The sequence below is a fragment of the Pengzhenrongella phosphoraccumulans genome (assembly GCF_045689905.1).
Classification (GTDB): Bacteria; Actinomycetota; Actinomycetes; order Actinomycetales; family Cellulomonadaceae; genus Pengzhenrongella; species Pengzhenrongella phosphoraccumulans.
Genome location: NZ_CP144210.1, coordinates 42,705 through 58,090, shown reverse-complemented (window position 1 = coordinate 58,090; position 15,386 = coordinate 42,705). Strand labels below are relative to the sequence as shown.

Sequence of the window (15,386 nt, the reverse complement as noted above, 5' to 3'; positions counted from 1 at the left end):
GCACCCTCACGCGGGGTCGATCGCGGGTCTGTGCCACTCCCCGAAACTCGTCTGCGGTCGTCGTCTCGGGCATTTGGATCTTTGTCGGATCTTTGTCGTTCCTCGCCGGGATCCTCGCGTGGCGCTGCGAGGGTGGTGCAGTACCTAGAACACCGAACGAGCGAAGGAGACGGACATGATGGGTTGGTACGGAGGAGGAATGGGTGCCGGGATGTGGCTCTTCATGGGTCTGTTCTGGATCGCACTGATCGCGCTGATCATCTGGTTGGTGATCCGGCTGCTCCCGTCCCACGCGGAGCCCGGCACCACGACAACCTCGGTACAGCCAACGGCGTCGGCGATGCAGGAGTCCCCGATGGACATCCTTGACCGCCGACTCGCGCAGGGCGAGATCGATCTGGACACGTACCAGGCGCACCGCGCAGCGCTGATTTCCGCGCGAGGTGCCCAACGATGACCACCGTTGCGACAGCGCGGCAGGGCCGGCGCGGATGGCTGATAGCAGCCCTGGCGGTCGCGAGTGCGGTCCTACTCGGATCGATCTTGGCCGTCGGGGTGCGGGGTCTGGGCCCGGGCCCGGTGGGCTCGGGCACCGGCCTCATCCAGCACCACCGAAGCGAGAACTATGGGCCCATGATGAGGAGCGACCGGCGCTCGGGTAACGAGTCGGACCGCCGTTCGGGCGGCGTGGGCCACATGGACGGGTGGGGGAACAGCTGAGCATGGCGACATCGGGTGACGACGTCACGTCCTCGCTGGAAACGCCGGCAGGCGCGACTGCACGCGTCCGCGCTCTGGTCGTGGATGACGAGCCGGCGCTGGTCCGGGTCGTGGCGGCGTACCTCGAACGTGACGGGTTCGACGTCGTGACGGCGGCCGATGGGTCCGAGGCCCTGGAGCTGGCGCGCACGACCCAGCCCGACGTCGTCGTCCTCGACGTGATGATGCCCGGCATCGACGGGATCGAGGTCTGCCGACAGCTGCGAACCTTCAGCGACGCCTACGTGATCATGCTCACCGCTCGGGCCGAGGAGATCGACACCCTGATCGGATTGTCGGTCGGAGCCGACGACTATATGACCAAGCCGTTCTCGTCCCGCGTGCTCGTCGCCCGGATCCGCACCCTGCTGCGTCGGCCACGGACTCCCGCCGAGCCCACCGACGCTACCCCGCAGCGGCGGTTCGGCGACCTGATGATCGACCCGGAGCCGCGAGAGGTATGGCTGGCAGGTGCAGCCGTCACTCTCACTCCGATCGAGTTCGACCTGCTGGAAGTCCTTTCGTCGCGTCCGCGCCTGGCCTTCACCCGTGCGCAGCTCATCGAGCGGGTGTGGGGGGCGGGCTGGTTCGGCGACGAGCGGCTCGTGGACATTCACCTCGGACACGTCCGGGGCAAGCTCGGCGACGACGTCGCCGACCCCCGCTATGTCCGCACCGTGCGCGGGGTCGGGTACCGGATGGGACCCGGCTGAGGAATCTGCTGACTCGCTGCGCCCGGGTCGCGAGGGCAGGCCGCTCGCCGAGACGAGTCCGGAGGCTGACGTACCGAAGGCATCCTCCCCCTGGCATTCGAGGAGCCGCATCTCGTTCTGCAGTGGGCTTGGCGGGGAATCATCGGCTGGATTGCCAGTCGTGGACCGCGATGAGATCAATGGGCGAGCGAAGGGAACGGACATGATCGAGTGGTTGGGCGGCAGTGTGGAATCGTCGTCCGTCGCGGACGTGCTGTGGCTCGGCTTGATCATGTCGATCGTCGGGTTGGCGGCAGCATTGGGCCGGTCGCGCGTCCTGCCGGGTTCGCCACAGCGCTCCGGGCAGGACTCTGCGGTCGATTTTCTCGACCGACGGTTCGCCGAGGGCGAGATCGATCCGCAGACCTACCCCGCGCAGCGAGCGGCGCTCGTTCGGATCATGGCCGCATATCGGGAGCGTGAGCGGAATCCGGGGCAGGACGGCAGCCCGACATGAGAGCGCGGCGGGCGGGTCAGCGGCGAACACCGCTGGGTTTCGCCTGGCGGTTGATGGTGTCACTGGGGCTGGTGGTGCTTGCCGGTGCGGTGACCGTGCTCGGGGTCGCACTGGGCGTCGCGCCGCAAATCTTCGGCTCGCACCTGCGGATGGTCGCGGGTGCCCCCCTGGAGGATGGAATCAACGCTCAGGTGGAAGGGGCCTTCGCCAACGCGATCGTGCTCACCCTCGGGGTGGCCCTTCCGGCGGGAATGCTGGTGGCGTTCGCCGTCTCGTGGCTCGTCGCGCAACGCCTGGGGCGATCCGTGGCTGCGGTTGCCGCAGCAGCGGACCGGATTGCGCGTGGAAATCTGCAGGCTCGAGTCGAGGCGCCAGCCATCGGTCCCGAGTTCGCCCAGCTCGCCGACGCGTTCAATTCGATGGCCAGCCGGTTGGCCAAGACCGAATCCACCCGGCGGCGCCTCATCGGGGACCTGGCCCACGAACTGCGCACACCCCTGGCCTCGCTCGAGGCCACCGTGGAGGCCGTCATCGACGGGGTCCTGCCGGCAGACGGCATCACCCTGGACACGCTGGTGGACCAGACCGCACGATTGCAGCACCTCGTTGCTGACATGGCCGCTGTTTCGAGGGCCGAGGAACGACAGCTCGATCTGCGCCCCCGCGTCGTGGAGGTGGCATCGCTGGCGAGCGACGCCGTGCTGGCAGCGACGGCCAGGTTCGTCGCGGCGGGGGTGCGGCTTGAGCTCGACATCGTGGGCGAGCAGCCGAGAGTTCGGGTCGACCCCCAGCGGATCGCCGAGGTGCTCGCAAACCTGCTTGACAACGCGCTGCGACACACCCCTGCGGGCGGCAAGGTGCGCGTGGTCGTAGGTCCGCAGCGGGAGGCCACGGATGCCGGCGACCCCGTGCTGGAGGTCAGCGACACCGGGGAAGGGTTCGACCCGTCGGACGCCGAGCGGATCTTCGAACGCTTCTACCGCACCGATTCGTCCCGCACCCGGACCACGGCCGGGAGCGGGATCGGCCTGACGATCGCGCGGGCGATCGTCGAGGCCCACGACGGGACGTTGACGGCAACGAGCGGGGGCCTTGGAGCAGGCGCGACGTTCCTGATCCGCCTCCCTCGTCACCCTGCCCGCGGAGAAGATCGACGGGTGGGGCTCGCACGACGGAACTAAGTCGCCCCCGCCTTGTCGGGGGCCGAAGCTTCAAGAGATCGTCGACGCCCGAGTGGGACGGAGGCGGTCCCTCGACCCGATTCATCGACCTCGCGATCGTCCTTCGAATCTTCACCAAATCTTCAGCGTCTCGGTGTTCAACGAACATCCGCGGGGGCTTGACTGATTAGAGATACCCCACCGGGGTATGTGACGAGGGTACGGACCGAGACGTTCGCTCGACCGATAGGCACCGGAGGACCGATCATGACGACCGCCAGCTACGCCGTCACAGGGATGACCTGCGGCTACTGCATGGCCGAGGTGATGGAGCGCATCCGGGCACTGGTGGGCGTGACCGGCGTGGCGGTCGACCTCGTCCGGGACGGGCCGTCCCCGGTGGTGGTCACCTCGGGCGTAGCGGTCAGGATCGCCAATGTCCGGGCCGCGGTCGGGGAGGCCGGTTTCGACCTCACCGGGGAATGGACCAGCCAGCAGGCGGTGGACAGCCAGGACGTACTCAACAGTCGCAGTTTCGTGCGCGGCCGTTTCATGCGGGCAACACGTGGAGGCGTGAGTTCATGAGTGTGAACGAAGTACTGATTGTCGTCGTGGCAGCGGCCTTGACAGCGCTGATGGTGTGGTACTTCTTCGGTCCGAAGAAGTCACGCCTGGCCGTGATCGACGACGGGGTCCAGGTCGTACGGGTGACCGTCAAGGGCGGGTACAGCCCGGACGTGATCCAGGTCTCGCCCGGGGTACCGGTACGGCTGCTATTCGACCGGCAGGAGTCCGGTGACTGCTCCTCGCGGGTCGTCTTCCCGGACTTCAAGGTCAACCAGACCCTGCCCGCCTTCGAGACCACCGCCGTCGAGTTCTTGCCCGAGGTGCCCGGCGAGTACGAGTTCGCATGCGGGATGAGCATGCTGCACGGCAAGCTTCGCGTGGTCGACGAACTGGTTTCAGCAGGCGCCCTCGCGACCGTCGCCGCGTCGCCCCTGGCTCAAGATCGCACCGACCGCGGTGTCGCCGCCCTCGATCCCGATGCACCCGGCGGGCGCCCCACGTTGTCCAACGGGGTGCAGGTCGTCGCGATGACGGTGCGCGGCGGCTTCAGCCCCGAGGTGATCCGCGTGGTACCCGGCGTGCCGATCAGAATCGTCGTGTCCAGGCAGGAGGACACGGCGTGCTCCGAGCGGATCCTCGTCCCGGACCTGGGCATCGACGTCCCGCTGCGCGCCTATCGGCGAACGACCGTCGACCTCCCGGCGCTGACCGTGGGCACGCACGAGATCACGTGCGGGATGGGCATGCTGCACGCCCGCATCGTTGTCGAGCACGCCGCGACGACCTCGAACCCCGCCCCGGCACCCGCTCTGGCCGCGACGGAACCGGCGCCGGCCGCCACCCGTCCGAGTGAGCACGACCCGATGGGCGGCCAGGCCGCAGCAGAGTCCGCAGACGCGGAGGAGCGTGAGCGCAACGCGGAGATCGCGGACCTGAGGCGCCGGGTGATCATCGGCGCCGTCCTGACTGCCCCGGTGCTGTTCGCCGTGATGCTCGTCGAGGTCTTCGCCGTGACGTGGATGCCAGACCTGCTGATGAACCGGTGGGTCCAGCTCGCGTTGATCACGCCGGTGATGCTCTACACGGGCTGGCCCATCCACCGCACCGGCTGGCTCGCGCTGTCGCACCGCACAGCGGACATGAACTCCCTGATCACGTTGGGCACCATCGCGGCCTACGGGTACTCCCTCGTGGTGACCCTGGCCCCAGGTGCGCTGCCCGCCGACGTCCAGCAGGTCTACTTCGAGGCAGTCGGGGTCATCGTCACGTTGATCTTGCTCGGGCGGCTGCTGGAGACCAAGGCGAAGGCCGGGACCGGCGAGGCGATCCGCGCGCTGATCGGGCTCGCGCCACGCACCGCCCGCGTGATCCGCGACGGGGTCGAGTCCGAGGTCGAGATCGAGGACGTCGCCGTGGGCGACGTGGTCGTGGTCCGGCCGGGGGAGAAGCTCCCGGTGGACGGCGAGGTCCTCGAGGGCCGTTCGCCGGTGGACGAGTCGATGGTGACCGGCGAACCGATCCCCGTGACCAAGACCGTGGGGGACACGGTCATCGGCGCGACGATCAACCAGACCGGGTCGTTCAAGTACACCGCGACGCGCGTCGGCGCGGACACGATGCTCGCTCAGATCATCAAGCTCGTGCGTCAGGCTCAAGGCTCCAAGGCCCCGATCCAGCGCCTTGCGGACCGGGTCTCGGGCTATTTCGTGCCCGCGGTCATCGCGCTGGCGATCTGGACGTTCGTGGTGTGGGCGCTGATCGGGCCGCCGCCGGCGTTCATCTTCGCGCTCGTCGCTGCGGTCTCGGTGCTGGTCATCGCCTGCCCGTGCGCGCTGGGTCTGGCCACCCCGCTGTCGATCACGGTCGGCACGGGCAAGGGCGCCACCGCCGGGATCCTGATCCGCTCGGCGCAGGCCCTGGAGACCGCCCACAAGCTCGACACGGTGGTCCTGGACAAGACGGGCACCATCACCAAGGGCACCCCTGCCCTGACGGATGTCCTTCCGGCGGACGGCTTCACCGCCGACGAACTGCTGGCGTTGGTCGCGGCGGTCGAGGTCTCCTCTGAGCACCCGCTGGCCACCGCGATCGTGGCGGGGGCCCGTGAACGAGACGTGGCCTTGGTCGAGGCGACCGCGTTCGACTCGATCACCGGGCAGGGAGTGCGCGCGCTGGTCGGGGGTCGGGAGGTTCTCGTGGGCAACCGGCGCTTGCTTGCCGGCGCGGGGATAGACCCGGGCTCGCTCGAAGTGGACGCCGAACGGCTGGCTGTCGACGGCAAGAGTCCCATGCTGGTGGCCGTCGACGGGCGCCCTGCCGGGGTCGTGGGCGTGGCGGACACGATCAAGGACGGGTCGGCTGCGGCCGTCGCTGCTTTGCAGGCCCGCGGCATCGACGTCGTGATGATGACCGGCGACAACCGGGCCACCGCGGCAGCCATCGCCCGCCAGGTCGGCATCCGGCGGGTCCTGGCGGAGGTGATGCCCGAGCACAAGGCAGCAGAGATCCGTCGCCTGCAAGGCGAAGGCCGGGTCGTGGGCATGGTCGGGGACGGCATCAACGACGCCCCGGCCCTGGCGCAGGCCGACGTCGGTTCCGCGATCGGCACCGGCACCGACGTCGCCATCGAGTCCTCCGACATCACGTTGATCTCCGGTGCGCTGTCCGGGCTCGTGACCGCGATCGACCTGTCCCGGGCCACGATGCGCAACATCCGCCAGAATCTGGTGTTCGCGTTCGCGTACAACGCGATCGGCATCCCGATCGCCGCCGGCGTGCTCTACCCGGCGTTCGGCCTGAGGCTCAGCCCGATGATCGCCGCGGGCGCCATGGCGCTGTCCTCGCTGTCCGTGGTCGCCAACGCCAACCGGCTGCGGTCCTTCACCCCAGCGGTCATCCCCAACACCGTCCGCGTGCCACCCACCGATCCGGTAGTGGACGTCGGACGCGATCAAGAAGAGGAGCACGACATGTCAGAGAAGTCCCCGAAGGTGACCGACCCGGTCTGCGGCATGACCGTCGACCCCGCGAAGGCGGCGGCCAGCGTCGAGCACGAGGGCCGGACGTACTACTTCTGCTCCAAGCACTGTGCGGCGACCTTCACCGCAAAGCCCGAGAGCTACGTCAGCGCCGCGGTGTCCTAGCGAAATCTTCGCCGGGGGCGGACATGCCGCCCCCCGGCAGGCGACCGCTTGCAGGACGCATCGAGAATGAAGGGAGCCCCGGATGATCGGGGAGGCAAGCTCCAAGCGTGACCAGCTCAACCGGCTGCGCCGCATCGAGGGTCAGGTGCGCGGGATCGCCACGATGGTCGAGCAGGACGCCTACTGCATCGACGTCCTGACCCAGGTCGCGGCAGCCTCGCGGGCGCTGCAGTCCACGGCCCTGGCACTACTGGAGGAGCACATGAGCCACTGCCTGGTGGCTGCCGCAAGAGCGGGTGGTGACGAGCAGGAAGCCAAGCTCAAGGAAGCGTCGGCCGCGATAGCCCGACTGGTCCGGAGCTGATCACCAGATCGGCCCGTACTGAAAATGGCGTCGTGGAGCCGCCCGACGGCGACGCGCTCGTCGCCGTCGAACGGGCATATGACGGACCCCGTCGCGATGGGGGGGCCCGAGACGAACTACCGAACGGAATCTGACATGAACACTCGGACCACAGTCCTGCAGGTCGGTGGGTTGCATTGGGCGACGTCGGAACGCGGTGTCGAGGATGCGCTGATGCGCCGTCCAGGGGTGCTGGTCGTCGAGGCGAATGCTCTCTCGCAGACCGCGAGCGTCACCTACGACGCAGACCGCACCGCTGTCGCGGAGCTGGCGGACTGGATCCGCGACTGCGGGTACCACTGCGCGGGGCAGTCCGTGCCGGAGCACGTGTGCGACCCGATGGCCGAGCCGTCCGGCGTGACCACCACGGCGCCGCCCGTCGCCGACGCCGGGCACTCCGGGCACTCCGGCCACGATGCCCCAGTCGAGCCTGCCGGGCACGACGCTCCCGCAGAGCACGCGGGTCACGACGCGCACGCAGGTCCTGAGGTGGCGGGTGCGTCGCCGCATGACGTGATGGGTCATGGCGGGGGCCACGGCGGGATGTCGATGGCGGGCATGGTCCGCGACATGCGCAACCGCTTCATGGTGGCGGTGGTGCTGTCTGTGCCGATCCTGCTGTGGTCACCGATCGGGCGGGAGGTCCTGGGCTTCACGGTCCCGGCCCCGTTCGGGCTGCGTGACGATGTGTTCTCGCTGCTGTTGTCGTTGCCGGTGATCTTCTACTCGGCGTGGATCTTCTTCGACGGCGCCTACCGGGCGCTTCGAGCCAAGACGCTGGACATGATGGTCCTGGTCGCGGTCGGGGTCGGCACCGGGTGGCTGTACAGCGTCGTGATCACCCTCACCGGCGGCGGGGACGTGTTCTACGAGGCTGCCACCGTGCTCACATCGTTCGTGCTGCTGGGGCACTGGCTCGAGATGCGCGCCCGGGGCGGGGCGAGCGAGGCCGTTCGGACCTTGCTCGAACTCGCCCCCTCGACAGCACTGGTCCTGCGTGACGGCGAGACGGTCGAGGTGCCCACGGCGCAGGTCCAGGTCGGTGACCTGCTCCTGGTGCGCCCGGGGGCGAAGGTCCCCGTGGACGCGATCGTGGAGGAGGGCGAGTCCGACGTCGACGAATCGATGGTCACGGGGGAGTCCCTGCCGGTGGCCAAGACCCCGGGCGCCGAGGTGATCGGCGCCTCGATCAACACGACCGGCACCCTGCGCGTGCGGGCGACCAAGGTGGGTGCCGACACAGCGCTGGCGCAGATCGTGGCCATGGTGCAAGCAGCGCAGAACTCCAAGGCCCCGGGGCAGAGGTTGGCCGACCGGGCCGCGTTCTGGCTCGTGCTGGTCGCTCTCATCGGCGGCAGCGCGACGTTCCTGGTGTGGCTAGCGACCGGAGCGAGCGTGCAGACCGCGATGCTCTACGCGATCACGGTCGTGGTCATCACCTGCCCAGACGCACTGGGCCTGGCCACGCCGACGGCGATCATGGTCGGCACCGGGCTGGGCGCACAGCGAGGGGTGCTGTTCAAGAACGCGACCGCGCTGGAGACCTCCGCCCGCATCGACACGGTCGTGATGGACAAGACCGGAACCTTGACCAAGGGCGCGCCGGAGGTCACTGACGTGATCGCCTCGGGGTTGCCGGAGGAGGAGATGCTCGCTCTGGCGGCCGCCATTGAGCGCGAGTCCGAGCACCCCCTGGCGCGGGCCATCGCCGACCTCGCCACCACGCGGGGCCTGCAGGAACTCTCGGCATCGGACTTCCGCAACGTCCCCGGCCAGGGCGCCATCGCCCAGGTGAAGGGCCACCGCGTGCTGGTGGGCAACCGGCGGCTCATGACCGCAGAAAACGTCGACCTCGGCGACCTGGCGGGTCGCCGCGACGAGCTCGCGGCCGCCGGTCGGACCGCCGTGCTCGTCGCGGTGGACGGCAAGGCCGTCGGGGTGATCGCCCTGGCTGACGCGGTCCGGGACACCGCCGCGGCCGCTGTGGCAGCCCTGCACGAGTCCGGGATCGCCGTCGTGATGCTCACCGGGGACAACGAAGCGACCGCGCAGCGGATCGCCGACCAGCTCGGCATCGACAACGTAATCGCCGAAGTCATGCCCGGGGACAAGGCCGCCAAGGTCGCCGAGCTGCAGTCGGCGGGCAAGCGCGTGGCGATGGTCGGGGACGGCGTGAACGACGCCCCCGCACTGGCAACGGCCGACCTCGGCATCGCGATTGGCGCCGGGACCGACGTAGCGATCGAGACCGCCGACGTCGTCCTGATGCGCTCGGACCCGCTGGACGTTCCGGTGGCTCTGCGCATCGGCAAGGGCACGCGGCGCAAGATGCGCCAGAACCTCGGCTGGGCCATCGGCTACAACGTGATCGCCCTGCCGATCGCCGCCGGCGTGTTCGCGCCCGCCTTCGGTCTGGTGCTGCGCCCCGAGATCGCCGCACTGTCGATGTCCGGGTCGTCACTCATCGTCGCGGTCAACGCCCTGCTCCTCAAACGCCTCAACCTGCCCGCGACCGCGACCTCGGCGCCGGGCACCCCACCGATCCCGGTGCCGGCCCCTGCCGCGCACCGATGAGCGGTTAGTCGCAGTGAGTGCCATGGCGTTCGCGTCGGCCCTCCCGGGCGCGTCGGCGACCGGAGAGCGCGGACGCCCCCGGGCGCTGCGGATGGTGTGGCTCACGCTCGTCTACGGGGCCTGTTTCGTCGGTATCCAGATCGGCCTACGGGATGCGCCCGTGCTGTGGTTCGCGGCCCTGCGGGCCATCGTGGCCGGGATCGCCCTGTTGGCCCTCGCGGGTGTCCAGCGCCGGCCCGTCCCCTCCGGCGCTCGGGCGTGGGGCCTGATCACGGCGCTCGGCCTGGTCAACGTGACGATCGCTTTCGCGGCCATGTTCGGCGGTGTCGCCGGCTTGGCGACCGGCACGGCTGCGGTGCTCGCGAACGCCCAGCCGTTGTTGATCCTGCTGCCGGCCTGGTGGCTGTACGGCGAGGCGGTCTCCGGGCGCACGGTGGTGGCCTTGGCGATCGGCTTCGCCGGCCTGTTGCTGGTCGCGGTGCCCGGGGGAGGGGGCAGCGGCGCCGTTCTGTCTTTGCTGGCTGCCGTTGCCCTCACCGCCGGCACGCTCTTGGCCCGCCAATTGGGTGGGCTCGACGTCGTCGCCGCCACCGGCTGGCACCTGGTGATCGGCGGCGCGGGTCTGGTCGCCCTGGCCGCGGCCGTGGAGGGTGCACCAGATATCGCGTGGACCCCCCGCTTCATCGCGGCGCTGGCCTTCCTCTCCCTTGCTGGGACTGCCGCGACGACCGTGGTCTGGTTCATCGAGGCTGGCCGGTCGAGGCTCGACATCCTCAGTGCGTGGACGTTCCTGACGCCCGTCTTCGGGATCGCACTGTCGGCCGTGGTGCTCGGTGAGGTCCCGGCTGGCTGGACAGCAGTCGGCTTGGCCGTGGTGCTGGTCGCGATGCGCGTCGTGCTGCGACCGGCTCCCATTCGTGGGGCCATCCGTCGAGGGCGTGACCGGCGACCTAGGCAGAACGGCCGATCCGCCGGTGTCGTCGATGTGGAGGAAGACTGATGACGGGCACCGCAGAGCAGGCCGGAGAGGTCCCGCGGGGGTCGAGTGCGTTCGCGAGGTCGGCGCTATGAATGTCGACCTGCTATCCCGGGTCCTGGTCAGTCGCGCCCGGTATGAGCGACGCGACAGGTGGTCGCCTACCCAGCTCGCCGAGCACCAAGCCCGATCGTTGGCTGAGCTGCGCCGCTGGGCGTACGCCCGGTCCCCCTTCTACTCGCGCCACCACGCGGGCTTGTTCGATGCGCCCCTGTCGGAGTTGCCGCCCGTGACCAAGGAAGAGCTGATGGGCCACTTCGACGAGGTGGTGACCGATCGCTCCCTTCACCTCGGTGACATCGAGGACCACCTGCGCGCGATGGTGGACACCGGTGCGGACCCGGGTCGACCCTGGCGGGGCAGGTGGTGGGCTGCGGCGACTGCCGGAACCACCGGTCGCCGAGGTGTGTTCGTCTGGGACATCCGAGAGTGGTCCACGATCCTGACGTCGTACGCGCGCGCCAACGACTGGGCCGGCGTGAGCGCGGGCCTGACCCATCCGTTGCGGGTGGCTGTCGTGAGCTCGCTGAACCCCACGCACCAGAGCGCCGTCGTCGGCGCCTCGCTCGCCTCCCGGCTCGTGCCGACGCTGCGCCTGGACGCGACCGCGCCCATCGGCGAGACGATCGGCGCGCTGAACGCGTTTGGGCCACGGGTCCTGGTCGGGTACGCGTCCGCGCTCCGGCCGTTGGTGAGCGAGCAGCTGGCTGGTCGCCTGCGGATCGCGCCCGAGGCGGTCTTCTCGGCCTCGGAAGTGCTCAGCGACGTCGCGCGCCGAGAGTTGACCCACGCGTGGGGCTCGACTCCCTTCGACGTCTACGCCGCGACCGAGACGGCCGGAATCTCCTCGCCGTGCGCGCTCGGCAGCCGACACACCTACGACGACCTCGTCATCCTCGAACCCGTCGACGACCGCGGCGCACCCGTACCTGCGGGAACGACCGGTGCGCGGCTTTGGGTGAGCGTGCTGTTCTCTCGGACGCTGCCGTTGATCCGCTACGAGCTGTCCGACCAGGTGGCTCTCTCCGGGCCAGGATGCCCGTGCGGTCGACCGTTCGGGCTCATGGCCGGCGTCGAGGGCCGGTCTGAGGACGTCCTGAGCCTTCCCGCACCAAAGGGCCTGGTTCGGATTCACCCCAACGTGTTCCATGGCGTGCTCGACGAGCTCACGGTGGCCCAGTGGCAGGTCGTCCATCAGGCCGGCGCGGTGCGCATCCTGCTCGTCGCCACGGGTACACCCATCGACGAGGCCAGCGTGCGCCGGAGCGTCGAAGACGCATTGCGTACCTCGGGTGTTCCGCAGATACGGGTGGGGGTCGAACTGGTCGACAGCATTCCCCGGACCGCGCTGGGCAAGACGCCCCTGGTCCGGCGGGCACTGCCCTGATCGGAGCGGGACCGGCCCGCCCGGCAACGGCATTTTGGACAAGTCCCGGTAATCCCTCACAGCCCACCAGGTCGGATCGGCCGTGCTCCGGGTTTGCCGCTCGTGGCGACGATCCAGAGTTCAGAGAATCTTGACCGTTTGTTCGTAGGACCTACGTCCTTCTCGGCGAGCATGGCAATGGCCGCGGCGAGCGCTTTCTGTTGTCGAGCGCTCGACGCCCCCCTAGTGACTTGGAGTCCTCTCGTGCCGATGACCTCAGCTGGTCCACTGCCTGCCGCTGCGCGGACCCTCAGCCGCCGTAAGTTCCTGTGGCTGGGTACCAGCGGTGCCATCGTTGCCGGCGGGGTCTTCGCCGGCGCCCGAATCCTGACCTCGACGACTTCGGTGGGGCCTCGAGACGCAGCGGTCGGCGCGGCCGAGGCTGCGCGGCGCACGACGGGGAACGTCGTGCGCCGCGAACTGCGTGCCGCACCAACCACGGTCGATCTCGGCGGCCGAACCGTGCAGACCTGGGCGTTCGACGGAACGGTGCCCGGCCCGCAGATCCGGGTCACGGCCGGGGACGAGCTGCGAGTCCGGCTGCTCAACGATCTGCCGGCTCCGACCTCTGTGCACTGGCATGGGCTGGCGTTGCGGAATGACATGGACGGAGTGCCCGGCCTGACGCAGGATCCGGTCGCTGCCGGTGGCACCTTCGACTACGCATTCGTCGCCCCGTACCCCGGCACGTACTGGTTCCACCCCCACGTCGGGGTTCAGCTGGACACGGGCCTGCAAGCAGCGCTCATCGTGGACGACCCGCACGAGCCGGGCGACTACGACGAAGAGGCCGTGCTGGTGCTGGACGACTGGACGGACGGCTGGGGCGATTCTCCTGACACCATCCTCGCGCGCATGCGGCGCGACGGCATGGTCATGACCGGCCAGGCGATGGGCGGCATGGACATGGGCGGCATGGACATGAGCGGGATGCCGACCGCCGACCAGCCGCTCGGCGCCGACACCGGTGACGTCGCCTATCCGACCCACTTGATCAACGGTCGGATGCCCGCTGCGCCGGTGACCATCACCTCGACACCGGGCCGGCGCATCCGCTTCCGCATCATCAACGCGGGGGCCGACACGGCCTACCGGTTCGCGATCGGCGGCCACCGCCTCACCGTCACCCACACCGACGGATTCGGGGTGCGTCCGGTCGAGGTCGACACCCTCATCATCGGGATGGGCGAGCGCTACGACGTGGTGGTCACAGCAGGCGACGGTGCCTTTCCGATCGTGGCAGTGCCGGAAGGCAAGGACGACCCGGCCGGCCGGGCCGTCCTCCGGACCGCCTCTGGAACCACGCCCGATCCGCAAACTCGTCCATCAGAACTGGACGGCAAGCTCCTCACCTACGGCAACCTCGCCCCGACCCAGGACGCCGCCCTAGACCCGCGCGAGCCCGACCGCACGCTGACGCTCGATCTGCAGATGGCGGATGGCGGTCGTCGGTGGCTCCTCAACGGAGCCGCTTTCGGCGAACACGAACCGTTGGAGATCCGGGACGGCGAACGGGTGCGCCTGAAGCTGCGGAACCAGTCCATGATGTTCCACCCCATGCACCTGCACGGACACACGTTCGCCATTGCGGGCCGCTCGGGCACCGGCACCAGGAAAGACACCATCAACGTCGCGCCGATGGAAACCGTCTCGGTCGACCTGCAGGCTGACAACCCCGGGCAGTGGGCGCTGCACTGCCACAACATCTACCACGCCGAGCTCGGAATGATGTCCGTGGTGTCCTATGTCGCCTGACGCCGACCGGCCGCGACCGGGGTCCCGACCGATTCAGTTCGCAAGTGCGGGTGAGGCGGCGCGAACCACACGTGCGGCGAGCCCGCCGGTCGACGTGGTCATTCCGCGAATGGCCGCGATCAGCGGCGGATCAGGGCCCGGCTGGCCGCTGAACTTCGTGACGCTGGGAGTTGAAGCGCTGGCGTCGATGGAGCCACAGGCGATCGGCCTGACGTACTGGTTCGACGCGGCACCGCAGGGCGATCCCTACCAGGTCGCTGTTCGCTTCACCGGCAGACGCCTCGACGTGGAGGGCAAGCCCGGCCCCGCGGACGCCTTCCAGGTTCTCGCCACGATGGATCATGTCATCCCCGGAAGCGGCCGCGTGGCACTGACCCATCGGGTGCTCGACGCGGCACCTGGCCGCTGGCAGGTGACCGCCGACGCGCGTGAGATCGAACTGGCGGTCGCCGACGGCGCGCGGCCGACGACGCGGCGCCTTCCCCGGTCGACCACAGTGGGAGTCTCCACGTACGCCCCGCTCGTGCGGGTGCGCGCTCCGGGCGTCGTCCTGGGAGCGTGGCCGGCGCTGGTCGGTCTCGGCGTCGTGGCCGCGCTGATTGTGCAGTCGGTGCTCGCGGCCAGGCGCGGGCTACCCGTAACGCGCGTCTTCTTTATCGCTGCGTTGGCCTGTCTCCTGGGGCTGGCGGGAGCCAAGGTCTATCACCGCGTGACGCACCTTGAGGAGAAGGGCGGCCTGTTCCTCGTCGGGATGAGCATTCAGGGCTTCGTCATCGCGGCCCTCGGTACGTTCGTGGTGGGAGCGGCGGCCGGCGGCATGTCCATCGGCCTGCTGCTGGACGTCACCGTCCCCGCGCTGCTGCTCGGCCAGGCGATCGGGCGCCTCGGATGCTTCTTCGCCGGCTGCTGCGCGGGACTCCCGACATCGTCGCGGTGGGGTCTGTGGTCCTCGGACCGCACCGTCGGTGCCCGGCGCATCCCGGTCCAGCTGATGGAGTCCGGCCTCGCCGGCGTCCTGGCGGTGGCAACCCTGATCACAGTCCTGCTGTTCCCTCCGGCGGTCGACGGACTCGTCTTCGTGGCCGGGTTCGCCCTCTACCTCGTGGGTCGCCAGCTTTTGTTTCCGCTGCGCGGTGTTCCGCGCAAGACCGCCCACGGTCGGCAGATCACGCTCGTCGTGGCCTCAGCGGCCTTCCTTGCCTCGGTCGCAGCGGCGCTAAATGCGTGACCTCCTCGCAGGAATTGCGTTCGGTCGCACACGTGGTGACCGGGAGCACAAAGAGCACGAATCTTCAGTGATTCTTCGTCAACTCTGCACCAATCCACGCGGGTTCGACCGCCACGCTAACGGTGA

12 protein-coding genes are annotated in these 15,386 nt (G+C 69.3%); all 12 read left to right on the top strand.

Translation table 11 applies throughout. The features are described 5' to 3' along the window. The first annotated feature begins 175 nt into the window (after positions 1-175). Complete coding sequence (locus VTA80_RS00285; RefSeq protein ID WP_407343432.1) at positions 176-457, top strand: SHOCT domain-containing protein; 282 nt, start codon at positions 176-178, stop codon at positions 455-457. A gap of 265 nt (positions 458-722) precedes the next feature. Next, positions 723-1,472 carry a response regulator gene (locus tag VTA80_RS00280; protein ID WP_407343431.1) on the top strand — a complete coding sequence of 250 codons (750 nt, stop codon included), beginning with the start codon at positions 723-725 and terminating at the stop codon, positions 1,470-1,472. A gap of 160 nt (positions 1,473-1,632) precedes the next feature. After that, positions 1,633-1,968 (top strand): hypothetical protein, encoded by a 336-nt coding sequence (locus VTA80_RS00275; RefSeq protein WP_407343430.1) that lies wholly within the window; start codon positions 1,633-1,635, stop codon positions 1,966-1,968. A 53-nt stretch (positions 1,969-2,021) separates the two neighbouring features. After that, the gene (locus VTA80_RS00270) at positions 2,022-3,149 is read left to right on the top strand and encodes a sensor histidine kinase (protein WP_407343429.1); all 1,128 of its coding nucleotides are present in this window, start codon (positions 2,022-2,024) and stop codon (positions 3,147-3,149) included. A gap of 246 nt (positions 3,150-3,395) precedes the next feature. Then, positions 3,396-3,713: a heavy-metal-associated domain-containing protein gene (locus VTA80_RS00265; RefSeq protein WP_407343428.1), complete on the top strand. Its 318-nt coding sequence runs from the start codon at positions 3,396-3,398 to the stop codon at positions 3,711-3,713. Further along, positions 3,710-6,838, top strand: a complete 3,129-nt coding sequence (locus VTA80_RS00260) for a heavy metal translocating P-type ATPase (RefSeq protein WP_407343427.1) — start codon at positions 3,710-3,712, stop codon at positions 6,836-6,838. The genes VTA80_RS00265 and VTA80_RS00260 overlap by 4 nt, the downstream gene beginning before the upstream one ends. A gap of 82 nt (positions 6,839-6,920) precedes the next feature. Next, entirely contained in the window at positions 6,921-7,202 is a 282-nt protein-coding gene (locus VTA80_RS00255; RefSeq protein ID WP_407343426.1) for a metal-sensitive transcriptional regulator, read from the top strand. A gap of 135 nt (positions 7,203-7,337) precedes the next feature. After that, positions 7,338-9,815 carry a heavy metal translocating P-type ATPase gene (locus VTA80_RS00250; RefSeq protein WP_407343425.1) on the top strand — a complete coding sequence of 826 codons (2,478 nt, stop codon included), beginning with the start codon at positions 7,338-7,340 and terminating at the stop codon, positions 9,813-9,815. A gap of 22 nt (positions 9,816-9,837) precedes the next feature. After that, entirely contained in the window at positions 9,838-10,815 is a 978-nt protein-coding gene (locus VTA80_RS00245) for a DMT family transporter (RefSeq protein WP_407343424.1), read from the top strand. A gap of 67 nt (positions 10,816-10,882) precedes the next feature. Next, on the top strand, positions 10,883-12,238 hold the full coding sequence (locus VTA80_RS00240; RefSeq protein WP_407343423.1) for a phenylacetate--CoA ligase family protein: 1,356 nt from the start codon (positions 10,883-10,885) through the stop codon (positions 12,236-12,238). A 249-nt stretch (positions 12,239-12,487) separates the two neighbouring features. Further along, on the top strand, positions 12,488-14,032 hold the full coding sequence (locus VTA80_RS00235; RefSeq protein WP_407345637.1) for a multicopper oxidase family protein: 1,545 nt from the start codon (positions 12,488-12,490) through the stop codon (positions 14,030-14,032). 109 nt (positions 14,033-14,141) lie between these two features. Further along, positions 14,142-15,260 (top strand): prolipoprotein diacylglyceryl transferase family protein, encoded by a 1,119-nt coding sequence (locus VTA80_RS00230; protein WP_407343422.1) that lies wholly within the window; start codon positions 14,142-14,144, stop codon positions 15,258-15,260. Positions 15,261-15,386: the final 126 nt, after the last annotated feature.